We start from the raw sequence: 22120 nt of genomic DNA on the forward strand, positions 1-22120 counted from the left end.
GACCGATGCGCGCCCGGTCGCCGCGGGGGACCAGGCCGCGGACGGCGGCGCTGGGCCTGGCCGCCGCGGTCGCCGTCCTCCTGGCCGTGCCCCTCGCCGGACCGGCCGCGGCCGCGCCCAGCGACCAGCCCGGGGGCACCAGCGGCGTGCTCGACAGCGAGGCCCTCGACCGGCTGCAGCAGCGGGCCGCCGAGGTGCAGGCCGACCTCCGGCAACGCCAGGCCGAGGTGACCGCCGCCCGCGACGCGCTGGCCGCCGCCCAGGCCGACGTCGAGGCGGCGCGCGCCGTGGTGGCCGACGCCGAGGGCGCGCTGGCGCGGTACCAGGACGTGGTGGCCGACTACGCCGCGGCGGTCTACCGCGACGGCGGTGCGCCGACCCCGCTGTCCGTGCTGCTCTCCGGCGGGGACCCGGGGGACGCCGCCGCCGCGATCGGCTACCTGGAGGCGGTCGACGCGCACACCGCGGTGGTCGTCGGGGGGGCCGAGCAGCAGCGGCAGGCGGCGCTGGACGAGCAGGGCACCGCCGACGCCGCCCTCGCCGAGGCGCAGGGGCGGGCCGACCGCCTGGCCGGGGAGGTCGCCGACCTGGAGGCCACCGCCGCGGCGGTCACCGAGGAGCTCGACGCGGCCCTCGGCGAGGTCGACCGGCAGCTGGCGCAGCTGCAGCGCGCGCAGGGCGACGTCAACGCGCAGACGGCGGCCAACTGGCGCGCCTACCTCGACCAGCTCGCCGCGGCCGGCGTCCGGGCCCCGGCGGCCCCGGCGCTGCTCGACCCCGCGCGCGGCCTGCCGGCCGGGCTGGCGCCGGTCGGGGCGACCGGCGGGGGAGCGCAGGCCGGTGCCGCCCAGCTGCCGCGGCAGCCGACGTCGCTGCTGGTGCTGCCGGCCGAGACGCTCGGCGCGGTCACCGCCGCCATGGACACCCTCGGCCGTCCCTACGCCCCGGGCACGGCGGGCCCGGACTCCTGGGACTGCGGCTCGCTGGTGTCCTCCGTCTACGGCGCCGCCGGCATCGACCTGCCCGCCGACCAGGCCGGGCTGTTCGCCGTCAGCACGCCGGTCGACCTCGCCGACGTGCTGCCCGGCGACCTGGTGTTCCTCGGCACCCCGGAGTCGGGCCTGGGCCACGTCGGGATCGCCCTGGACCGGGAGACGATGCTCGCCGCCGACGGGCGGGCGGGCGCGGTCGTCGTCCGGCGGCTGCCCGCCGACCAGGTCCTGCACGTCGGCCGGCCGAGCCTGGGCCCACGACCCGAGGTCCCGGCGCCCGGCCCCGCCGACGGGGGGCTGCCCGTCGAGTGCGGCAACACCGTCCACCCGCCCAGCGCCGACGGCGCCCGCTCGTGGGGCGGCTACCCCAACGGGCTGATCCCGCCCAGCGCGCTGTGCCCGATCGGCGTGGCCGGCCACTCGCTGCGCTGCGACGCCGCCGCGGCCTGGCGGGCGATGAGCGCGGCGTACGCCGAGGAGTTCGGGCAGCCGGTCTGCATCACCGACTCCTACCGGACCTACGCAGGCCAGGTGCGCCTCTACGGCGAGAAGCCGGCCCTGGCCGCGGTCCCGGGCACCAGCAACCACGGCTGGGGGCTGGCGGTGGACCTGTGCGGGGGCATCGAGGAGTTCGGCACGCCGCAGTACGCGTGGATGGTGGCCAACGCCGGCCGGTTCGGCTGGCTGCACCCGACCTGGGCCGACCCGGGCAACGGCCGCGAGGAGCCCTGGCACTGGGAGTACGCGGGCAGCTGAGCGGGACTGTCGGTGGCCGTCCCTAGCGTGCGCAGCGACCGACAGGGAGACCGTCCCGACCGCGGCCCGGCACCGGGCGGCGCGGCGGGGCCACCGGAGGGACACGGCCATGCTGATCGACTGCGACTCGTGCACCGCGCGCGGCACCGGCTGCGCCGACTGCGTCGTCACCGTCCTGCTGGGGGCGCCGCCGGGGGAGCGGGGCACCGAGCCCGTGCTGCTGCCGGTGCCGCCGGTCCCGGCCCGCTGGTCGTCCGAGCGCGAGGACGCCCCGCGCCCGGGCGTGGTGGTGGAGTTCGACGACGTCGAGCGGCGCGCCGTCCGGGCCCTCGCCGAGGGGGGCCTGGTCCCTCCGCTGCGTCACCGTCCGGCCGGGTCGGCCCGACCGGGCGGACGGCGGCGGACGGGCTGAGGCCGAGGTGAGAGCCCTGGTCGGGACGCGCCGGCGTGGCGCGGCTCGGGACCGTGTGCTTCCCCACAGTCACCGGGACCCTCGTTTGTCACACCTGCACCACGTCCGTAGGGTGACCCGCGTTCGGCCGGGTGGTCGTCACCCGATGCGAGGTGGCCTCGGCCGGACACCGCCGAGTCACCGGACGCCGTCCACGGACGTGCGCGAGGTGAGCCGGGGACCCACCGCAGCACTGGGGTGAGTTCTCGTGTGCGCCGGACCCGTTCCGGTACACGGAGATAGGGCACGTCTTCCCAGCCCGAACCCGTCAGCTAACTCGGTAGGCGGTTGCTGAGGAAGAACGGAGAGCCGCCGACCGTGGCGACCCCCCGCCCTGCCCTGGGGCACGCACGCGCACAGTCCACCGCCGGCCGCAGCACCCGCACCACCCGGGCTGCCGGTCCGCACACCCCCTCGCTGGTCCGCCGCCTCGGCCGGGTCGTGCTCGTGGGGACCACCGCCAGCCTCACGCTGGCCCTCCTCCCCGGCACCGCCGCCGCCGACCCCGAGCAGGCCGACACGGCCGCGCAGGCCACCCAGCTCGCCGCCGAGGCCGGGCACCGGCTCGAGGTGGTCACCGAGCAGGTCAACGAGGCCCGCGAGGTGCTCACCCAGCAGCAGGCCGCCGTCGAGGAGGCCGACCGCGCCGCCGCCGACGCCCGGTCGCAGCTCGACGCCCTCGACGGCCGGCTGCGCGAGGTCGCCCGCAGCGCCTACACGGCCGGCGACTCGATGGCCGAGCTCGACCTGCTGATGACCAGCGACTCCGCCGAGGACTTCGTCAGCTCGCTGGCCACCCTCGACCAGATCGCCGGGCACACCACCGACGTCCTGGCCGAGGTCGGCGAGGTCGCCGCGGCCGCGCGGCAGGCGCAGGCCGACGCCGAGCAGGCCGAGGCCGCCGCGCAGCAGAGCCTCGACGAGCTGTCCACCCAGGAGGACCGCCTCCAGGACGACATCGCCGCGTACCAGGAGCAGGTCGCCGCGCTGACCGCCGCCGAGCAGGAGGCGGCCGCGGCCGCCCAGCGGGCGCTGGCCGCTCAGCAGACCGGCTCGGTCGGCGAGAGCGGCCCGGCCGCCGCGGTCCCGGCCGGGGCCGCCCCGGCCGACGCCGAGCCCGCGCCGGCGCCCGCCCCGGCGGCGCCCGCCCCGGCCCCGGCCCCGGCCGGCGGGGGCAGCGGCGCGGCGCAGAGCGCGGTGCAGACGGCGCTGGCGCAGGTCGGTGACGCCTACGTGTGGGGCGCCGGCGGCCCCGACGCCTTCGACTGCTCGGGTCTGACCCAGTACGCCTACGCGGCGGCGGGGATCAGCCTCCCGCACTCCAGCCGCATGCAGTCGCAGATGGGCACCGCGGTCAGCCGCGCCGAGCTGCGGCCCGGCGACCTGGTCTTCTACTACAGCCCGGTCAGCCACGTGTCGCTGTACATCGGCAACGGCCAGATGGTGCACGCCTCCACCTCCGGCCAGCCGGTGAAGGTCGTGTCGGTCGACTCGATGGGCGGCATCACCGGGATGCGGCGCATCGCCTAGCGGAGGACCTCCCCGCGAGGGGCCGTCCCGGCACGTCGCCAGGGCCGGGGACCCGAGGGGTCCCCGGCCCTCGCCGTCCCCGGAGCCGTCCGGGGCCCGGGCGCGGCGGCACCTAGGATCGGCCGGGTGGACGGTGCGCGCCGGGCCGGCGCTCGGGCCGCCCTCCTCGTGGCGGCCCTGCTCGGCGCCGCGTTCGTCGTGGTGGTCGCCGTCCGCACGCCCTGGACGCTGCTGCCCACCCCGCCCGGCGGGGCCACGCCGGCCAGCGCCGACGCCGGCCTGCCCGCCGCCGTCCTCGCGCGCGCCGAGGCCCTCGCCGCCGACATCCGCCCCGCCTCGGTGGCCAACCTGCTGCTCGGGCTGGCCACCTCCGCGCTGCTGGGCCTGACCCCGCTGGGCAGCCGGCTGGTGACCGCGGCCGGCCGGCCGGTGGGCGGGCGCTGGGGCTGGCAGGTCCTGCTGGGCACCGTCGTGCTGGTGGTCGTGGGCCGGCTGGTCACGTTGCCGGTGGCGGCCTACGGCGAGGTCGTCCGGCACCGGTACGGGCTGTCCACCCGCTCCTGGCCGCTGTGGCTGCGCGACGTCGGCGTCTCCACCGCCATCGACGCCGGCCTGACCGCGCTGGTCGTGCTGGTGCTGGTCGCGCTCGCCCGGCGCACGCCGCGGACGTGGTGGGCCTGGGCGTCGGCCGGGGCCGCCGGGCTGGTGGTGGCCGGCTCCTTCCTCTACCCGGTGGTCATCGAGCCGGCGTTCAACACCTTCGCGCCGCTGCCGGCCGGCCAGCTGCGCACCGACCTGCTGGAGCTGGCCGAGGAGAGCGGCTCCCCGGTGCAGGACGTCCTCGTCGCCGACGCGTCCCGGCGGACGACGGCGCTCAACGCCTACGTGTCCGGCTTCGGCTCCACCCGCCGCGTCGTCCTCTACGACACACTCCTGGCCGACGTGCCCGCCGACGAGATCGAGTCGATCGTCGCGCACGAGCTCGGCCACGTGGCCACCGACGACGTCCTCACCGGGACGCTCCTGGGGGCGCTGGGGGCCGGCGCCGCGGTCGCGCTGCTCGGCTGGCTGCTGTCCCGGGCGCCGCTGCTGCGCCGCGCCGGTGCCGACTCGCCCGGGGACCCCCGCGTGGTGCCACTGGTGCTGCTGCTGGTCTCGCTCGGTTCCCTGGTGGCCACCCCGGTGCAGAACCTGGTGTCGCGGCACGTCGAGGCCCGCGCCGACCTGTACGCGCTCGACCTCACCGGGGACGCGGCCGCCTTCATCGAGATGCAGCGCCGGCTGGCCGAGACCAACGTGTCCGACCCGAGCCCGCCGACGCCCTGGCAGTGGTGGTTCGGGTCGCACCCGACGACGGCACAGCGGATCGCCCTGGCCGAGGACTGGCTGCGGCTGGGCGAGCGGTGAGCCGGCCGCACCGCACGCTCGTCGTCACCAACGACTTCCCCCCGCGGCAGGGCGGCATCCAGACCTTCGTGGCCGCGCTGCTGGAGCGGCGCCCGCCGGAGTCGCTGGTGGTGCTCGCCTCCCGCTCACCGGGCTGGGAGGCGCACGACGCGCGGCTGCCCTACCGCGTCGTGCGCCGGGACACGGGCCTGCTGCTGCCCACCCCCGGCACCGCCCGTGCCGCCGTCACGCTGGCCGCCGAGCACGGGTGCCACACCGCCTTCTTCGGCGCGGCCGCCCCGCTCGGGCTGCTCGCCCCGGCGCTGCGGGCCGCCGGCGTCCGCCACCTCGTCGGCGCCACGCACGGCCACGAGACCGGCTGGGTGGCGCTGCCCGGGGCCCGCGGGGTGATGCGCCGCATCGCCGGCGGGCTCGACGTCCTCACCTACATCAGCGAGTACACCCGCGGCCGGCTGGCACCGGCGCTGGCCGGCCGCACCCGGCTCGCGCAGCTCTCACCCGGCGTCGACGTCGACCGGTTCACCCCGGCCGCCGACGGCAGCGAGGTGCGCCGCCGCCACGGGCTGGGGGAGGGGCCGGTGGTGGTGTGCGTGTCCCGCCTGGTGCCCCGCAAGGGACAGGACGTGCTCGTGGCGGCCTGGCCCCGGGTGCTCGCCCGGCACCCCGGTGCGCAGCTGCTGCTGGTGGGCGGCGGGCCGCTGGAGGCCGACCTGCGCCGGGCGGTCGCCGCGCGGGGCCTGCAGCGCTCGGTCGTCCTCGCCGGTCCGGTGCCGCCCGCCCGGCTGCCCGAGCACTACGCGGCCGGCGACGTCTTCGCCATGCCCTGCCGCACCCGTCGCGCCGGCCTCGACGTGGAGGGGCTCGGCATGGTCTACCTCGAGGCCGCCGCGTGCGGGCTGCCGGTCGTCGCGGGGACCTCCGGCGGCGCGCCGGAGGCCGTCCGCGACGGCGTGACCGGCACCGTCGTCGGCGACCCCCGCGACCCGGCGGCGGTCGCCGACGCCGTCACCGCCCTGCTCGACGACCCGGCGCGGGCCCGGGCCGTGGGCGCGGCCGGCCGGGCGTGGGTGGAGCAGCGCTGGTCGTGGACGACGATCGCCGCCACCTTCGCCGACCTGCTCGCACCACCGGCCCCGTGAGCGGCCCGCCTCAGCGGGCGTAGAGCTCCTCGACCTCGGCGTCGAACTCCTTCATCACCACGGCCCGCTTGAGCTTCAGGCTCGGGGTGAGCATCCCGTTGTCCTCGGTGAAGTCGGTGCCCAGCACCCGGTACTTCTTGATCGCCTCCGCCTGGGACACCGCCTTGTTGGCCTCGGCGACGGCGGCGTCGAGCTCGGCCCGGATGTCGGGGTCGTCGGCCAGCTGCTCGACGGGGGTGTCGGCCGGCCGGCCCCTGGACTGCAGCCACAGCGGGAGCGCCTCGGCGTCGAGGGTGACCAGCGCGGCGATGAAGGGCCGCTGGTCGCCGACGACGATGCACTGGCTGACCAGCCGGTGCGAGCGCAGCCGGTCCTCCAGGACCGCGGGGGCGACGTTCTTGCCGCCGGCGGTCACCAGGATCTCCTTCTTCCGGCCGGTGATCCGGAGGAACCCGTCGGCGTCGATCTCGCCGATGTCGCCGGTGGCGAACCAGCCGTCGGCGTCGATCGCCTCGGCGGTGGCCTGCGGGTTGTTCCAGTAGCCGCGCATGACCACGCCGCCGCGGATGAGGACCTCACCGTCGTCGGCGATGCGGAAGCCGACACCGGGCAGCGGCCGGCCGACGGTGCCGATGCGGACGGCCTCGTCGTGGTTGACCGACGCGGCTGCCGTCGTCTCGGTGAGGCCGTAGCCCTCGTAGACGGTGACGCCGATGCCGCGGAAGAAGTGCCCGAGCCGCTCGCCGAGCGGGGCGCCGCCGGAGATGGCGCCCTTGCAGCGGCCGCCGAGCGCGGCGCGCAGCTTGCCGTAGACCAGCCGGTCGAACAGCGCGTGCTGCACGCGCAGCGCCAGCCCGGGACCGCCGGTGTCCTGCGCGCGCGACCAGTCGATGGCGACCCGCGCCGCGCGGTCGAAGATGCGGCCCTTGCCGTCGGCGTCGGCCTTGGCCTTCGCGGAGTTGTAGACCTTCTCGAACACCCGGGGGACGGCGAGCACGAACGTCGGCTGGAAGGCGCCGAGGTCCTCGACCAGGTTCTTCACGTCGGGGGTGTGGCCGGTGACGGTGCGCGTCTTGACCGCGCCCACCTGCAGCACCCGCGCCAGCACGTGCGCCAGCGGGATGAACAGCAGCAGCGAGTCCTCCTCGCCGAGGAGCCGGTGCAGCAGCGTGATGCCGTTGTCGATCTCGAAGAGGAAGTTGCCGTGGGTCAGCTCGCAGCCCTTGGGCCGGCCGGTGGTGCCGCTGGTGTAGATCAGCGTGGCCAGGCTGTCGGCGTCGAGCGTGGCGCGGCGGGCCGCGAGCTCGCTGTCGGGCACCCCAGCACCCGCGGCGGTGAGCGCGCCGACGGCGTCGTCCTCGATGACGTAGAGCGGCCCGAGGTCGGGGGCCTGCTCGCGGACCGAGTCGACGGCGACCGCGTGCTCGGGCCGCTCGACGACGGCGACGACGGCACCGGAGTCGGCGAGGATCCAGGCGACCTGGTCGGCGCTGGAGGTCTCGTAGACCGGCACGGTGACCGCGCCGGCGGTCCAGATCGCGAAGTCGAGCAGCGGCCACTCGTAGCGGGTCTTGGCCTGCAGCGCGACCCGGTCGCCGGGGCCGACGCCCGCGGCGATGAGCCCCTTGGCGACGCCGGCGACCTGGTCGCCGAACTCCCGCCAGGTGACGTCCTCCCACCGGCCGCCGCGCTGGACCCGCAGGCCGACGTCGTCGCCGTGCCGGGCGACGTTGTCGGCCAGCAGGTCGGGGAGGGCCGCGTCATGGCCCACCTGGGTCCTCGCCGGGACGCTGTACTCGCGCACGCTCGGTCCTTCCTGCCCGCTCGGCCGGGGCGCCGGTGCCCGCGGTCCCACCGCGGGACACGTCGGCGCGAATCTACCGGGTGCTGCTACCGGTGAGTAGGCGCACGTCGGCCGCCCGGCGGGCAGGCGGGGACCGAGCGGCTAGCCTCGTCGCATGGCCGAGCAGTCCACCCAGTCGATCGTCGTCTCGGCGCCGGCGTCCGAGGTGATGGCGGTGATCGCCGACTTCCCGGCCTATCCGCAGTGGGTCGGCGCGGCCAAGACCGTCGAGGTGCTCGAGACCGGGCCGGACGGCCGCGCCCGGCGGGTGCGCTTCGTCATCGACGCCACGGTGCTCACCGACGACTACGTCCTCGACTACACCTGGGACGGCGACCGGCAGGTGTCCTGGACGCTCGTCCGCAGCAAGATCATGAAGCGGCAGGACGGCTCCTACACGCTCGTCGAGGCCGGCGGGGGCACCGAGGTGACCTACCGGCTCACCGTCGACATGGCGGTGCCGATGATCGGGATGCTCAAGCGGCGGGCGGAGAAGGTCATCCTCGACACCGCGCTCAAGGAGCTCAAGAAGCGCGTCGAGGGCTGAGCAGGCGTGCCGACCCTGCTGTTCACCGGTCCCGGGGGTGCCGGGACCACCACGCTGGCGGCCGCCGCCGCGGTCCGCGCCGCCCGCGCCGGGCGCCGCGCCGTCCTCGTCACGGGCCAGCGGCCGCCCTCCGGCGCGGCGGAGCAGCCGGGGCTCGACGTCGTCCGGGTCGACCCCCAGGCGGACTTCGGCACCTTCTGGGCCGGCCGGGCCGGGGAGCTGAGCGGCGCCGCCCCCGGCCTCGCGCTGCCGCCGGCCACGTCGGTGGTGCCGCTGCCGGGGACCGGCGAGCTGGCGCTGCTGGCCGCCCTGGGCCGGGTGCCCGACGGTGCCCACACCGATACCGACGTCGTCGTCGACGCCGGCCCGCTGGCCGCGGCCGCGGCGCTGGTGGCCCTGCCCGGCGCGCTGCGCTGGTGGCTGGAGCAGGCCCTGCCGACGCGGGTCCGGGTGCTGGCCGCCGTCCGCACCGCCGCCGTCCGCGCGGGCACGCTGCGCCGCGGGGCGGCCGACCTGGTGCTCGAGGCGGTCCCGGAGCTCGAGGCACTGCTGCAGCGGCAGGCGCTGACCGACCCCGGCGCGACCGCCGTCTGGCTGGTCGCCCTGCCCCGGCCGGCCGCCGCCGCCGACCTGCGCCGCGCGGCCACCGCGCTGGCCGTGCACGGGCAGCGCCCGGCCGGCGTGCTGGTGCGCGTGCTGCCCGAGGGCGGCGCCGGGGACTGGTGGACCGCCCGCCTGGGCGAGCAGGAGGCCGCGCTCGCCACGCTGGCCGGGGTCGCGCCGGTGCACACGGTCCCGGAGACGGCGTCCGCGCCGGAGGACGCCGGCGCGCTCGCCGCCCTCCTGCCCGACCTGCCGGGCCCGTCCGCGGGTCCTGCGGCGCCGGCGCCCGAGCGGGTGGAGGGCGGCTGGCGGCTGACCGTGCCGCTGCCCTTCGCCGAGCGGGAGGACGTGCAGCTGACCCGCTGGGAGGACGAGCTGGTGGTCACCGCCGCCGGCGCCCGCCGGTCGCTGCGCCTCGACGCGCTGCTGCGGCGCTGCGTGGTGACCGCGGGCACCCTGGCCGCGGCGGGGACCGGCGCCGCCCGGCTCGAGGTCGGGTTCGCGGCGGATCCGGAGCTGTGGCCGGCCGACCTGCTGGCCGCCCAGGCGGGGAACGGCAGCGAGGACGTCGGCGAGGGCATCGGCGAGGACGTCGGCGAGGACATCGGGAGGACGCGGTGAGCGAGGGAGCCGACTGGCTCGACGAGGCGCGGCGGGTGGTCGCCGGGCTGGGGCAGGCGGTGGTGCGGTCCTGGGCCGAGACCGACCCGGGCCCGGGCGCGGAGGGCGCCGGGCACGTCCCGGGCGGCAACTGCCAGTGGTGCCCGGTCTGCCGGCTGGCCGCCGTGGCGCGCCGGCCGGAGGTGACCGAGGCGCTGGCCGACGCGCTGACCACCGCGGCCGCCGCACTGCGCACCGTCGCCGAGCAGCAGCCGGCACCGCCGGCCGGGACACCGGGGCGGGCCCCGGCGGAGGCGCCCGGCGAGGCGGGCCCCCCGGCGTCGGTACCGGTGCAGCACATCGAGATCGGCTGAGTGGCCGGGAGCGGGGACGCCGGTCCCGCCGCCCTGCCGGCCCTCGGGGTCGACGTCGGCGGCACCAAGGTGGCCGGCGGGGTCGTCGCCCCGGACGGCACCGTGCTGGCCACCGCGCGGCGCTCGACACCGACCGCGTCGGTCGCCGAGACCGAGGCCGCGGTGGCCGACGTGGTCACCGAGCTGGCCGGTGCGCACGGCGGGTCGCTGGCCGCCGTCGGCGTGGGGGCGGCGGGCTGGTTCGACCGCACCGGCGACGTGGTGCTGTTCAGCCCGCACCTGGCCTGGCGGCACAGCTCGCTGCGCCGTGACCTCGCCGCCCGGTTGCGGCGGCCGGTGTGGGTGGGCAACGACGCCGACGCCGCCGCCTGGGCCGAGTACCGCTTCGGCGCCGCCCGCGGGGCGGAGCTGGCGCTGTGCGTGACCCTGGGCACCGGGATCGGCGGCGGCATCGTGGCCGGCGGACAGCTGCAGCGCGGCGCGCACGGCGTCGCGGGGGAGTGGGGCCACATGCGCGTGGTCCCCGACGGCCGGCTGTGCCCGTGCGGCAACCGCGGCTGCTGGGAGCAGTACGCCAGCGGCAGCGCCCTGGCCACCACCGCCCGCGAGGTGGCCACCCGCTCACCGGCGGCGGCGGCCCGGCTGCTCGACCGGGTGGACGGCGACGCCGCCCGGCTGACCGGCGAGGACGTCGCCCGCGCCGCGGCGGAGGGCGACCCGGTGGCGCTCAGCCTGGTCAGCGACGTGGGCGAGTGGCTCGGGCAGGGCATCGCCGACCTGGCCACCGTGCTCGACCCCGACGTCGTGGTCATCGGCGGCGGGGTGAGCGTCCTCGGCGAGATGGTGCTGCGGCCGGCGCGGGAGCGGCTGGACCGGGCCCTGCCGGGGCGCGGCTTCCGGCCCGGCCCCCGGGTGGTGGCCGCGGCGCTGGGCGCCCAGGCCGGCCTGGTCGGGGCCGCCGACCTCGCCCGCACCGCCGCCTGCGCCGAGCACCGCGGCTGACGCGCTCAGACGACGGCGCCGTCGTCCCCGTCGTCGGTGGAGCGCTCCCGCATGCGGGAGAGGAACAGCCCGGCGCTGCCCACCAGCGCGGCCACGCCGAGCACCAGGCCGGTGTCGGTGGTCAGGCCGAGCACCCGGGGCGCGCCCACCAGCACCACGCCGGCGGCGGCCAGCAGCACCGCGTACAGCGTCGAGGGGGAGGGCAGCGGCACCGGCGGGGCCGGCGGCGGCTCGTAGTGCTCCTCGCGCTCCGCCTGCTCGACCTGCGGCGGGTCGTGCGGTGGGGGGGCGTCCTCGACCACGGTGCGGCCGTGCTCGGCCTCGTACGCGGCCACGATGCGCGCCCACTCGACGTCCTCGTCGAGGTCGCGGCGGGCCGGCCGGCGCACCGCCTCGGCGGGGGCGTGGTCGTCGGCGTGCCGGTCGACCAGCGCGCGGCCCTCGCCCACCCGGGCGCGGTCGACGAAGAGCCGGTCGACCGGCGGGCTGGGGTAGGTGACCGTGCGGGTGTAGGGCTCGACGTCGGCGGCCGGCTCCAGGTAGGCGGCGATGCCGGCCTCGCGCAGCACGTCGAGCAGGTGCTCGCCCACCCGCGGGTCGACGTCGCGCACCGGCGCCCAGAGCGCGGCGTCCAGGCCGTTGTCGAGACGGCCGCGACCGCGGCGCGGGCCGGTCACGCGCCACCCCGGGGACGCCGGGTCGGCCGGTCTGGCACCACGGGGAGTCCTCCTCGGCGTCCGGCGACGGCGCCACGCGCGCGGGTGGCGACGCGCGGGTGCCCCGGCCGGATTGTCGCCGGGGCTCCCGCCTCCCTAGTCTGGCAGTTCCACAGGGAGGCGTGTTGTTCTACTGGTTCCTCAAGTTCGTGGCGATCGGCCCCGTCGCGAAGCTGGTGTTCCGGCCCCGCGTCGAGGGCCGTGAGAACGTGCCGGCCACCGGCGCCGCGATCCTGGCGAGCAACCACCTCGCGGCCGCCGACTGGATCTTCATGCCGCTGTCGCTGCGGCGCCGGGTCACCTTCCTGGCCAAGGCGGAGTACTTCACCGGCCGCGGGGTGAAGGGCCTCCTGCGGCGGGCCTTCTTCACCGGCGCCGGCCAGGTGCCCATCGACCGCTCCAGCGCCACGGCCGCGGAGGGGGCGATCCGCACCGGCCTGCAGATGCTGCGCCAGGGCCGGCTGCTGGGCATCTACCCGGAGGGCACCCGCTCGCCCGACGGCCGGCTCTACCGCGGCAAGACCGGCGTGGCCCGCATGGCGCTGGAGACCGGCGTCCCGGTGGTCCCCGTGGCGATGACCTACGCGCCCCGCCGGATCCCGTTCGGCCGCAGGCTCGTGCGCATCGGCGTCCGCTTCGGCGAGCCCCTCGACTTCTCCCGCTACGAGGGCCTGGCCGGCGACCGCTACGTCGAGCGGTCGATCACCGACGAGATCATGTACGAGATCATGACGCTGTCGGGGCAGGAGTACGTCGACGTCTACGGCGCCACGGTGAAGCGGACCATGGACGCCACCGGCGCCAGCGCCTCGGACGTCGTCAGCCGGCTGCAGCCGCCCGTCGACGAGGCCGGCGACCGGGCCCCGGACACGCTCGCCGGCTGAGCGGCGGTCCCGTCCCCGGCCGGGCACCGGCCCGGTTCGACGGGCGTCGACCCGCGCGGGCCCGCAGGATCGCTGCGTGAGGAGCACCGCGCGCGACCGGCAGCCGGCTCGGTGAGCCTGGACCCGACGGGTCTGGCGTACGCGGTCGCGGGCCTGGCCACGCTGGTGGCCGCCGTCCTGCCCCGCCTGCTCGCCCAGCGGCCGCTGTCGCTGCCCATCGTCTTCGTCGCGGTCGGCGCGGTCGTGTTCGCCCTGGTCGAGGCGCTGCCCACGCCCGACCCGATCCGCCACGAGACCGTCGCGGTGCACCTCACCGAGGTGGTGGTCATCGTGTCGCTGATGGGCGCCGGGCTGGCCCTGGACCGGCCGGTGGGCTGGCGCCGCTGGCGCACCACCTGGCGCCTGCTGGGCATCACGATGCCCCTGACCGTCGTCGCGGTGGCCCTCCTCGGCGGGTGGCTGCTCGGGCTCGGCGCCGCCGCCGCCGTGCTGCTCGCCGCCGCCCTCGCCCCGACCGACCCGGTCCTGGCCACCGAGGTGCAGGTCGGCGAGCCGACCGACGAGGCCGACGGCGAGGACGAGGCGCGCTTCGCGCTGACCTCCGAGGCCGGCCTCAACGACGGCCTCGCCTTCCCCTTCACCTACGCGGCGATCGCGATCGCCGCCGCGGGTGCGGCGCCGGGCGGCTGGCTGGCCGAGTGGCTGGCCGTGGACGTGCTGTGGCGGCTGGCGGCGGGGATCGCCGTCGGCTACGCCGTCGGCTGGGTGCTGCGCGCGCTGTTCTTCTCCCGGCCGGCCGAGGACGTCGGCCTGGCCGAGCGGGCGGAGGGCTTCATCGCGCTCACCGGCGTGTCACTGGCCTACGGCACGGCCGAGCTGGCGCAGGGCTACGGCTTCGTCGCCGTGTTCGTCTGCGCCTGCACGGTGCGCGCGGCCGAGCGGGCCCACGGCCGCCACCGGGTCCTGCACGCCCACGTCGAGCAGCTGGAGCGGCTGCTGACCGTGGTCCTGCTGGTGCTGATCGGGGGCGCGGTGGGCCGGGGGATCCTGGCCGGCGTCTCGGTCGCCGAGGTGGTCCTGGCCCTCGCCGTGCTGCTCGTCGTCCGGCCGGTGGCCGGCTGGCTGGGCCTGTCCCGGGGGAGGACCGGGCACGCCGAGCGCGGGGTGATCGCCTCCTTCGGCGTCCGCGGCATCGGGTCGCTCTACTACCTCGCCTACGGGCTGTCGGAGGCCGACGTCCCCGGCGCCGAGCAGCTCTGGCGGGTCACCGTGCTGGTCGTCGTCGGGTCGGTCGTCCTGCACGGCGTCACCGCCGGGCCGGTGATGCGCTGGCTCGACCGCCGTCGGGAGGCCACGGCGGTGGCCCGCCACGGCGACCCCGAGCGCGCACCGTCGACGGCGACCTGACCCGCGCACGCGGCTCTACGGTGGGCGGCGTGCGGCGGTACTTCTACGACACCGAGTTCATCGAGGACGGCACCACGATCGACCTCGTCTCCATCGGCGTCGTCGACGAGACCGGCCGCGAGTTCTACGCGGTCAGCACCGAGTTCGACGAGCGGCGGGCCATCCCGTGGGTGCGCCGCAACGTCCTCGACCAGCTGCCCCCGCCGGCCGACCGGGCCTGGCGCAGCCGCCGGCGCATCCGCGACGACCTGCTGGCCTTCCTCACCGGCCCCGGTGAGGAGGTGGAGCTGTGGGCCTGGTTCGCCGCCTACGACCACGTGGCGCTGTGCCAGCTGTGGGGCCCGATGACGGCGCTGCCGCGGGCGGTGCCCCGGTTCACCCGGGAGCTCCGGCAGCGGTGGGACGACGCCGGCCGGCCCGGGCTGCCGCCCAAGCCCGCCGGCACGCACGACGCCCTCGTCGATGCCCGCTACAACCTGGCCCGCTGGCAGGCGATGGAGGCCGCCCGCGACCGCTGAGGGCAGCCGCGTCCCGTCGGCCCGGCACCGACTGCCGGGACCCGGCAGTCCCCGGGGCGCCGACTCGTCCGTCCCGGTCGGTGCCCCGGCAGCCGGGTGCTCCCTAGCGTGCGGCGCATGCACCCGCGCCCCGCTTCCCGACCGCTCCGCACCGTGCCGTCGCCCGGGTCGGAGGAGGACACCCTCCGGGTCGAGGTCCGCCACCGCGGCGGTGCCGCGGTCGTCGAGGTGCACGGCGAACTCGACGCCGCCGGCGCCCCGCTGGTGGGGGCGGTGGTCGAGCACGTGGCGGCCCGGGCCGGCACGCCGGTCGCCGTCGACCTGCGGGCCGTGCCCTTCGCCGACACCCACGGGCTGGCACCGGTCCTCGGCCGCGACGTCGTCCTGGTCGCGGCCTCGGCACCCGTCCGGCGGCTGCTCCGGCTGATGGGACTGCCGGACGTGCGGGGGCTCCCGCCGGTCCTCCGTCGCCGGCGGGACCGGTCCCGGCTCGTCGGCGCCGTCCGGTGACCCGCCGGCGCCCCGCGGACGTCCGGCGCAGCAGGGCTCGGCTGCGCCGGCTGGCGGGGATCGCCCGGCCGGCCCTGCTCGTGGTCGTCCTCCCGGTGGCCGCGCTCGGGGCGCTCGGCCTGACGCCGCCCCAGGTGCTGGCGCTGGTCCCGCTGGGCGCCGCGGTCGCCGCGACCGTCGCCGGCATCGGCCACGAGGGCTCCCCGCAGGGGCCCGGCTCCCGCCGGGTGGTCGCCCTGGCCGCCGCCTGGGGAGCCCTGGCGGTGCCCTTCCTCGCGGGGGTGCCGCCGGCCGGGTCGGCCGGTGCGGTCGCCGTCGGCCTGGTCGTCGTGCTGGGCGGGGTCGTCGCCGTCGACGCCCTGGGCCGTGCGCTCGAGCGCGCCCCCGTCGAGGCGGTGCGCGCCGCCGCGGGAGAGCTGTCCCTGGCCGAGCTGTGCGTGCAGTGGCGGCTGACCGAGGAGGCCCTCGGCCCGGGCGCCCGGCCGGGTGCCCGGGCCGACGCCCTCGCCGTGCGCGGGGTCCTGCTCGACGAGTTCGCCAGCCGCGACCCCGCCGGTCTCGCCCAGTGGCTGCACCAGGGGTCCGCGGACCCACCCGAGCACTGGTCCGGCCAGGACGCGCCCCGCTGACGCCGCCCGGGCGCGGGTCACACGGTGAACGCGCCCACCAGCCGGGTCAGCTCCTGGGAGAGCCGGTCGAGCTCGCCCGCGCTGGTGCGGGCCCGGTCGACGTCGTCGGCGCTGTCGCGGGCGTCGGCGCTGACGACGGTGAGCGTGCCCGACACCGAGCCCGCGCCGTCGGCGGCCGCGGCGACGCTGCGGGTCAGCTCGCGGGTGGTCGCCGTCTGCTCCTCGACCGCGCTGGCGATGGTCAGCTGGTGGTCGTTCATCGCGTGCACGACCTCGGCGATGCGGGTGATCGAGCCGACCGCGGCGCCGGTGTCGGCCTGGATCGCCTCGACGCGGCGCGCGATGTCGTCGCTGGCGCGGGCGGCCTCCTGCGCGAGTTCCTTGACCTCGTTGGCGACGACGGCGAAGCCCTTGCCCGCCTCCCCGGCCCGCGCGGCCTCGATGGTGGCGTTGAGCGCGAGCAGGTTGGTCTGCTCGGCGACGGCGGCGATGACCCGGACGACGTCGCCGATCTCGGCCGAGCTGGTGCCCAGCGTGGCGATCGCGGTCTCGGTCTCCCGCGCGAGCTCGGCGGCCTGCCGGCCCACCGCGGCGGCCTCGGCGGCGCTGCGGGCGATGTCGGAGATCGACAGGCCCATCTCCTCCGCACCGGCCGCGGCCGAGGACACGCTGGCGCTGATGTCGCTGGCCGCGGCGTGCGCGGACTCGGCCTGGTCGCGGCTGCGCGCGGCCCGGCCGGCCAGCCCGTCGGCCACCTGGGCGACGCCGGAGGCGGACTCGGCGACCTGGCGGGCGCACCGGCCGATGTCGCGGACGGTCCCGGCCACCTTGCCGACGAACCGGTTGAACGCCTCCGACAGCTGGCCCACCTCGTCGCCGCCGGTGACCGGCATGCGCTGGGTGAGGTCCCCCTCGCCGTCGGCGATCTCGGCCATGCGGGCGCGCAGCTGCTCCAGCGGCGCGGTGAGCCGGCGGCCCACCTGCCGGGCGGCCAGCCCGCCGAGCAGCGCGACCGCGACGGCGGCGACGACCAGCGCGGTGACCATCGCGCTGCGGCCGTCGGCGAGCCGGTCGACCGGGCCGGTGAAGTCGGCGTCGCGGGCCACGGTGACGACCACCCAGTCCCACGGCGCGTAGTAGGTGACCCGCGCGGTGCTCGCGCCGGCCTCGCGGTCGGTGAAGTGGACGGTGGCCTGCTCGCCGTCGCCGAGCGCCAGGGCGGTGTCGACGATCTCCTGCACGTGGGCCCGGCCGTCGGCGTCGGTGGCCTCGGCCAGCTGCTCGCCGTCGCGGGCGCCGTCCCGGCTGACCAGCACGGTGCCGCGGCGGTCACCGGTGCCGCCGAGGACCTCGACGTAGCCGTGCTCGCCGACCGTGGTCGCCTCGAGGCTCTCCCGGAGCGCCGGCAGGTTCTCCTGCTTCTCGCCGACGTAGAGCATGCCGACCACCTGGCCGGCGCCGTCGAACAGCGGCGTGTACGCGCTGACGTACCAGGAGTCGACGACGAAGGCGTTGCCGCGGTAGGTCTGCCCGGACTGCACCGTGGACACGACCGGGTTGGGCTGCCCGTCGGGGTTCGTCGCGGGGATGAAGGTGCCGATCGCGCGGGCGCCGGTGGTGCCGGTGACGTTGGTGGCCACGCGGAGCATGTCGCCCGACGGCGTCCGCTGGAACAGCGTGGCGGTGCCGCCGACCAGCGCCTTGACCTGGTCGACCACGGCGGTTGGCACCGCGGGGTCGGTGTTCTGGCCCAGCCACGCGCCGCCCACGGTGACCCGTGGCAGGTCGAGGGGGGTCACCTCGCCGCTGAGCTGGTTCCTCGCCTCCCAGCGCACGGGTCCGCCCGGCCCGCCGACGGCCAGGCCGCCGGAGGTGGCCAGCACGTGCAGCGCGACGGCGAGGTCGCTGTCGACCTGCGCGGCGGTGGACGCGCCCTGGGTGGCGACGACGTCGTGCACGCCCGCCGCGGTGCGCGCCACGCTCTCCTCGACCAGCTCGGCGACCGAGCGCTCGGTCTCGTCGGCGAAGCGGGCGCTCTGCCAGGCGCTCACCCCGGCCATGGCCGCACCGGTCGCGGTGACGCTGGCGACCGCCAGGGCCACCACCTTCGTCCTGATGCCCCACTGCCCGCGCACCCGCACGTCGTCCCCCTCCCGGCCGGCCGGTGGTCCCGGCACGCGGCGGCAGGGTCGGCAGCCCGCGGCCGCACCTGTACCGGAACCCCGGGGGGTGTGGCGGGCGGGACGGCTGGGACGGGCCGGGACGCCGGCGAGACCCCGGCGGGATCTCAGGCGGGGCCGAGGACCGCCTGGGTCTGGGTCACCGAGGCCACCGGGCGGCCGTCGTCGTCGGTCACCTCGGTGAGCACGACGACCGTCGAGCGCCCCACGTGCAGCGGCCGCGCCGTGGCGTGCGCGGTGCCGCCGCGAACGGCGCGCAGCAGCGAGGTGGCCGAGGTGAGCGTCGACGTCGACGCGCCGGGCGGCAGGTTGAGGAAGGCGCACACCGCACCGACGGTATCGGCCAGGGTGATGAGCGCCCCGCCGTGCAGCACCCCGCCGGCGGTGCACCGCTGCGGCGCCCACGGCAGCCGGCCGGTGACCTCCCCGGGCGCGGCGGTGTCGAGCTGCACGCCGGTGGCGACGGCGAAGGGCATGAGCGCGAGCAGGTCGGCCGGGTCCACGGGGCGATCCTGCCGGTCCCGGGCGTGTGCACGGTGACCGCGGTCACCCGGCTGCGGCAGGATCGGTCCTGACCTGCGGTTCGTCCCCCGGGAGGCGTGGTGCGCATCGGGATCCTGACCGGCGGTGGGGACTGCCCCGGTCTCAACGCCGTCATCCGGGCCGTGGTCCGGAAGGCGACCGGCTCCGGCGACGAGGTCGTCGGGTTCCGCGACGGCTGGCGCGGCCTGCTCGAGGACGACGCCGTGCCCCTCGACGTGGCCGCCGTCCGCGGGCTGCTGCCCCGAGGCGGCACCGTGCTCGGCACCTCGCGCACCAACCCGTACGCGCTCGAGGGCGGCCCGGAGCGGGTGCTGGGCTGCCTGGCCGCGCACGGCGTCGACGCGCTGGTGCCGGTGGGCGGCGAGGACACCCTCGGCGTCGCCGCCCGGCTGGCCGGCAGCGGCGTCCGGGTGGTCGGCGTGCCCAAGACCATCGACAACGACCTCGACGGCACCGACTACACCTTCGGCTTCGACACCGCGGTCGGCGTGGCGATGGAGGCCATCGACCGGCTGCACACCACGGGCGACAGCCACCACCGCACGCTCGTCGTCGAGGTCATGGGCCGGCACGCCGGGTGGATCGCGCTGCACGCGGGGATGGCCGGCGGGGCCAACGTGGTGCTGGTCCCGGAGCGGCCCTTCGACGTCGACGCCGTGGTGGCGCACTGCCTGCACCGCTTCGAGTCCGGCTACTCGCCGATCGTGGTGGTGTCGGAAGGCGCGCGGCCGGCCGACGGCGGGCTGGTCACCTCCAGCGGGCAGACCGACGCGTTCGGTCACGTCCGCCTCGGCGGCATCGGCGCGGCGCTGGCCGCCGTCCTCGAGGAGCGCACCGGCCGGGAGTCCCGGGCGGTGGTGCTCGGGCACGTCCAGCGCGGCGGCACGCCCTCGGCCTTCGACCGGGTGCTGGCCACGCGCTTCGGCCTGGCCGCGGTCGACGCCGTCCAGGCGGGGCTGTCGGGGGTGATGGTGGCGCTGCGGGGGACCGACGTCGTCCCGGTGCCGATCGCCGAGGCCACCGCCCGGCTCAAGCTCGTGCCGCTGGAGCGCTACGCCGAGGCGGAGGTGTTCTTCGGCTGACGCCTGTCGGCCGGGCCGGGCCGCCGCCGTACCCTCGGTGCGTGACTCTGCTCGATCCTGCGCAGCTGGTGCCCGGTCTCGACCGGTGGCGGGAGCTGCCCGCCGCCCAGCAGCCGACGTGGCCCGACCGCGCCGCCCTCGACGCCGTGCTGTCCACGCTGTCGACGGTGCCGCCGATCGTGGCGCCCAGCGAGGTCGACGAGCTGCGCGGCCGGCTGGCCGACGTCGCCCGGGGGAGGGCCTTCCTGCTGCAGGGCGGGGACTGCGCGGAGACCTTCGACCTCAACACCGAGCCGCACCTGCAGAGCACGACCCGCACGCTGCTGCAGATGGCCGTCGTCCTCACCTACGGCGCCAGCGTGCCGGTGGTGAAGGTGGGCCGCGTGGCCGGGCAGTACGCCAAGCCGCGCTCGTCGGACACCGACGCCCTCGGCCTGCCCTCCTACCGCGGCGACATGGTCAACTCGCTCGAGCCGGTGCTGGAGAAGCGCATCCCCGACCCGGGCCGGCTGGTGCGCGCCTACGCCAACTCGGCGGCGGCGATGAACATGATCCGCGCCTACGCCCGCGGCGGCCTGGCCGACCTGCACGCCGTCCACGACTGGAACAAGGACTTCGTCGCCTCCTCCCCGGCCGGTGTCCGCTACGAGGTCATCGCCCGCGAGATCGACCGGGCGCTGGCGTTCATGAAGGCCTGCGGCGTCGACGACACGGCGCTGCGCGGCGTGGAGCTCTACAACAGCCACGAGGCGCTGATCCTCGACTACGAGCAGGCGCTGCTGCGGGTGCACGACGGCCGGCCCTACGCCGCTTCGGCGCACTTCGTCTGGATCGGTGAGCGCACCCGCCAGCTCGACGGCGCGCACGTGGAGTTCATGTCGCGGATCGCCAACCCGATCGGCGTCAAGATCGGTCCGACGACGACGCCCGAGCAGGCCACCGAGCTCGTCGAGCGGCTCGACCCCGACGGCGTCCCCGGCCGGCTCACGCTGATCAGCCGGATGGGCAACGGGAAGATCCGCGACGTGCTGCCGCCGATCGTGGAGAAGGTCACCGCCAGCGGCCACCAGGTCGTGTGGCAGTGCGACCCGATGCACGGCAACACCCACGAGTCGCCCACCGGCTACAAGACGCGGCACTTCGACCGCGTCGTCGACGAGGTGCTCGGCTTCTTCGCCGTCCACCGGGCGCTGGGCACCTGGCCCGGCGGCATCCACGTCGAGCTGACCGGCGAGGACGTCACCGAGTGCCTCGGCGGGGCGATGGAGATCAGCGACGAGGACCTCAACAGCCGGTACGAGACCGCGTGCGACCCGCGGCTGAACACCGGGCAGTCGCTGGAGCTGGCCTTCCTGGTGGCGGAGATGCTGCGTGGCTGACCTCGCTGCCCCCACCCACCCCGCCGTCGTCGACCTGCGCTCGGACACCGTCACCCGCCCGACGCCGGGCATGCGCCGGGCCATGGCCGAGGCCGAGGTGGGCGACGACGTCTACGGCGAGGACCCCGCGGTCCGGGAGCTCGAGGAGCGGGTGGCCGACCTCTTCGGCCACGAGACGGCGCTGTTCGTGCCCTCGGGGACCATGGGCAACCAGATCGGCATGCGGCTGGTCTGCGAGCCGGGCCAGGAGGTGCTCTGCGACGCCGACGCGCACGTGGTGACCTACGAGATGGGCGCGGCGGCCGCGGTGTTCGGCATCTCCACCCGCACCGTGGTCTCCGCCGGCGGGCTGCTCGACGCCGACGCGCTGATCGCCCAGGTGCGCCCGCGCGACGACTGGCACCTGACCGCCACCGCGGCCGTCGCCGTGGAGAACACGCACAACCGCGGCGGCGGGCGGGTGCAGCCGCTGGCCGAGCTCGAGCGGCTGTTCGCCTGGTCGCGCGGCGCGGGAGTCGCCGTCCACCTCGACGGCGCGCGGGTCTGGAACGCCGCCGCGTCCTCCGGGCTGGACCTGGCCACCTACGGCCGCCTGGCCGACACCGCGTCGGTGTGCCTGTCCAAGGGCCTGGGCACGCCGGTGGGCTCGGTGCTGGTGGCCTCGGCCGAGCGCATCGCCGCGGCCCGCCTGTGGCGCAAGCGGCTCGGCGGCGGGATGCGGCAGGTCGGCGTGCTGGCCGCGGCCGGGCTGTACGCGCTGGACCACCACCTGCCCCGGCTGGCCGAGGACCACGAGCACGCCCAGGTGCTGGCCAAGCGGCTCGGCGTCGACCCGGCCACGGTGGAGACCAACATGGTGGTGCTCGACGACGTCGCCGCGCCCGTCGTCGCCGAGGCGGCCAAGGCCCGCGGCGTGCTCGTGTCGCAGGTGAGCCCGCGGCGCGTCCGGCTGGTCACCCACCTCGACGTCGACCGGGCCGCCGTCGACCGGGCCGGCGACGTCCTCGCGGACCTCCTCGACCGCTAGG

Annotated in this window: 21 protein-coding genes and 1 riboswitch; of the genes, 17 read left to right on the forward strand and 4 right to left on the reverse strand. The window is 77.2% G+C overall.

What is annotated here, in order from left to right; genetic code table 11:
• The first annotated feature begins 5 nt into the window (after positions 1 to 5).
• The 5 genes from BMZ33_RS24465 (at position 6) to BMZ33_RS11485 (ending at position 6275) form a co-directional block, all read left to right on the forward strand.
• Positions 6 to 1748, forward strand: a complete 1743-nt coding sequence (locus BMZ33_RS24465) for a D-alanyl-D-alanine carboxypeptidase family protein (protein ID WP_091110261.1) — start codon at positions 6 to 8, stop codon at positions 1746 to 1748.
• Positions 1749 to 1857: 109 nt separating this feature from the next.
• Entirely contained in the window at positions 1858 to 2160 is a 303-nt protein-coding gene (locus tag BMZ33_RS11470) for a hypothetical protein (RefSeq protein ID WP_091110264.1), read from the forward strand.
• Between the two features lie 160 nt (positions 2161 to 2320).
• Positions 2321 to 2501, forward strand: a riboswitch (cyclic di-AMP (ydaO/yuaA leader).
• A 16-nt stretch (positions 2502 to 2517) separates the two neighbouring features.
• A complete protein-coding gene (locus BMZ33_RS11475) occupies positions 2518 to 3729 on the forward strand; it encodes a C40 family peptidase (protein WP_169064188.1) in 1212 nt (403 codons plus the stop codon).
• A gap of 126 nt (positions 3730 to 3855) precedes the next feature.
• A complete protein-coding gene (locus tag BMZ33_RS11480) occupies positions 3856 to 5136 on the forward strand; it encodes a M48 family metalloprotease (protein ID WP_091110267.1) in 1281 nt (426 codons plus the stop codon).
• The gene (locus BMZ33_RS11485; RefSeq protein WP_091110270.1) at positions 5133 to 6275 is read left to right on the forward strand and encodes a glycosyltransferase family 4 protein; all 1143 of its coding nucleotides are present in this window, start codon (positions 5133 to 5135) and stop codon (positions 6273 to 6275) included. Before BMZ33_RS11480 ends, BMZ33_RS11485 begins: the two co-directional genes overlap by 4 nt.
• Positions 6276 to 6285: 10 nt before the next feature.
• Here BMZ33_RS11485 and BMZ33_RS11490 read toward each other — a convergent pair whose 3' ends face one another.
• A complete protein-coding gene (locus BMZ33_RS11490; RefSeq protein ID WP_091110273.1) occupies positions 6286 to 8079 on the reverse strand; it encodes an AMP-dependent synthetase/ligase in 1794 nt (597 codons plus the stop codon).
• A 154-nt stretch (positions 8080 to 8233) separates the two neighbouring features.
• Here BMZ33_RS11490 and BMZ33_RS11495 point away from each other — a divergent pair, with 154 nt between their 5' ends.
• From BMZ33_RS11495 to BMZ33_RS11510, 4 genes are read left to right on the forward strand one after another with little or no spacing between them, the layout of a single operon-like run.
• Positions 8234 to 8665, forward strand: a complete 432-nt coding sequence (locus tag BMZ33_RS11495) for an SRPBCC family protein (RefSeq protein ID WP_091110278.1) — start codon at positions 8234 to 8236, stop codon at positions 8663 to 8665.
• Between the two features lie 6 nt (positions 8666 to 8671).
• Positions 8672 to 9889 carry an ArsA family ATPase gene (locus BMZ33_RS11500; RefSeq protein WP_091110281.1) on the forward strand — a complete coding sequence of 406 codons (1218 nt, stop codon included), beginning with the start codon at positions 8672 to 8674 and terminating at the stop codon, positions 9887 to 9889.
• Positions 9886 to 10242, forward strand: a complete 357-nt coding sequence (locus BMZ33_RS11505) for a hypothetical protein (protein ID WP_091110284.1) — start codon at positions 9886 to 9888, stop codon at positions 10240 to 10242. Before BMZ33_RS11500 ends, BMZ33_RS11505 begins: the two co-directional genes overlap by 4 nt.
• Positions 10243 to 11244, forward strand: coding sequence for an ROK family glucokinase (locus BMZ33_RS11510; RefSeq protein ID WP_091110286.1), 1002 nt, complete (start codon positions 10243 to 10245; stop codon positions 11242 to 11244). It begins immediately after the preceding gene.
• 5 nt (positions 11245 to 11249) lie between these two features.
• Here BMZ33_RS11510 and BMZ33_RS11515 read toward each other — a convergent pair whose 3' ends face one another.
• On the reverse strand, positions 11250 to 11921 hold the full coding sequence (locus BMZ33_RS11515; protein WP_091110288.1) for a hypothetical protein: 672 nt from the start codon (positions 11919 to 11921) through the stop codon (positions 11250 to 11252).
• 161 nt (positions 11922 to 12082) lie between these two features.
• Between BMZ33_RS11515 and BMZ33_RS11520 the strand changes: the two genes are divergently transcribed.
• The 5 genes from BMZ33_RS11520 to BMZ33_RS11540 all read left to right on the forward strand — a co-directional run bounded on the left by BMZ33_RS11520 (position 12083) and on the right by BMZ33_RS11540 (position 15908).
• Positions 12083 to 12844 carry a lysophospholipid acyltransferase family protein gene (locus tag BMZ33_RS11520; protein ID WP_169064189.1) on the forward strand — a complete coding sequence of 254 codons (762 nt, stop codon included), beginning with the start codon at positions 12083 to 12085 and terminating at the stop codon, positions 12842 to 12844.
• A gap of 111 nt (positions 12845 to 12955) precedes the next feature.
• The gene (locus tag BMZ33_RS11525) at positions 12956 to 14251 is read left to right on the forward strand and encodes a cation:proton antiporter domain-containing protein (RefSeq protein WP_169064190.1); all 1296 of its coding nucleotides are present in this window, start codon (positions 12956 to 12958) and stop codon (positions 14249 to 14251) included.
• A 29-nt stretch (positions 14252 to 14280) separates the two neighbouring features.
• Positions 14281 to 14769 (forward strand): polyadenylate-specific 3'-exoribonuclease AS, encoded by a 489-nt coding sequence (locus tag BMZ33_RS11530; RefSeq protein WP_091110902.1) that lies wholly within the window; start codon positions 14281 to 14283, stop codon positions 14767 to 14769.
• A 117-nt stretch (positions 14770 to 14886) separates the two neighbouring features.
• The gene (locus tag BMZ33_RS11535) at positions 14887 to 15279 is read left to right on the forward strand and encodes an STAS domain-containing protein (protein WP_136697283.1); all 393 of its coding nucleotides are present in this window, start codon (positions 14887 to 14889) and stop codon (positions 15277 to 15279) included.
• The gene (locus tag BMZ33_RS11540) at positions 15276 to 15908 is read left to right on the forward strand and encodes a hypothetical protein (RefSeq protein ID WP_091110296.1); all 633 of its coding nucleotides are present in this window, start codon (positions 15276 to 15278) and stop codon (positions 15906 to 15908) included. Before BMZ33_RS11535 ends, BMZ33_RS11540 begins: the two co-directional genes overlap by 4 nt.
• Positions 15909 to 15925: 17 nt before the next feature.
• Here BMZ33_RS11540 and BMZ33_RS11545 read toward each other — a convergent pair whose 3' ends face one another.
• Together BMZ33_RS11545 and BMZ33_RS11550 are read right to left on the reverse strand one after the other, a co-directional pair.
• Entirely contained in the window at positions 15926 to 18085 is a 2160-nt protein-coding gene (locus tag BMZ33_RS11545) for a methyl-accepting chemotaxis protein (RefSeq protein WP_169064191.1), read from the reverse strand.
• Positions 18086 to 18195: 110 nt separating this feature from the next.
• The gene (locus tag BMZ33_RS11550; RefSeq protein ID WP_091110299.1) at positions 18196 to 18591 is read right to left on the reverse strand and encodes a PaaI family thioesterase; all 396 of its coding nucleotides are present in this window, start codon (positions 18589 to 18591) and stop codon (positions 18196 to 18198) included.
• Positions 18592 to 18690: 99 nt separating this feature from the next.
• On the opposite strand from BMZ33_RS11550, the gene BMZ33_RS11555 reads away from it, so the two are divergent.
• Genes BMZ33_RS11555 through BMZ33_RS11565 form a run of 3 tightly spaced genes read left to right on the forward strand, consistent with a single transcriptional unit; the run spans position 18691 to position 22119 of the window.
• Positions 18691 to 19713: an ATP-dependent 6-phosphofructokinase gene (locus tag BMZ33_RS11555; protein WP_091110907.1), complete on the forward strand. Its 1023-nt coding sequence runs from the start codon at positions 18691 to 18693 to the stop codon at positions 19711 to 19713.
• A 41-nt stretch (positions 19714 to 19754) separates the two neighbouring features.
• The gene (locus tag BMZ33_RS11560; RefSeq protein WP_091110302.1) at positions 19755 to 21092 is read left to right on the forward strand and encodes a class II 3-deoxy-7-phosphoheptulonate synthase; all 1338 of its coding nucleotides are present in this window, start codon (positions 19755 to 19757) and stop codon (positions 21090 to 21092) included.
• On the forward strand, positions 21085 to 22119 hold the full coding sequence (locus BMZ33_RS11565) for a threonine aldolase family protein (protein ID WP_169064192.1): 1035 nt from the start codon (positions 21085 to 21087) through the stop codon (positions 22117 to 22119). The genes BMZ33_RS11560 and BMZ33_RS11565 overlap by 8 nt, the downstream gene beginning before the upstream one ends.
• Position 22120: the final 1 nt, after the last annotated feature.

Origin of the sequence: Geodermatophilus dictyosporus, from assembly GCF_900115505.1 — a bacterium.
GTDB lineage: Bacteria > Actinomycetota > Actinomycetes > Mycobacteriales > Geodermatophilaceae > Geodermatophilus > Geodermatophilus dictyosporus.

Excerpts from the sequence above, each read along its gene's own strand:
- BMZ33_RS24465 (WP_091110261.1), top strand. The coding sequence starts at position 6 with ATGCGCGCCCGGTCGCCGCGGGGGACCAGGCCGCGGACGGCGGCGCTG.
- BMZ33_RS11470 (WP_091110264.1), top strand. The coding sequence starts at position 1,858 with ATGCTGATCGACTGCGACTCGTGCACCGCGCGCGGCACCGGCTGCGCC.
- BMZ33_RS11495 (WP_091110278.1), top strand. The coding sequence starts at position 8,234 with ATGGCCGAGCAGTCCACCCAGTCGATCGTCGTCTCGGCGCCGGCGTCC.
- BMZ33_RS11535 (WP_136697283.1), top strand. The coding sequence starts at position 14,887 with ATGCACCCGCGCCCCGCTTCCCGACCGCTCCGCACCGTGCCGTCGCCC.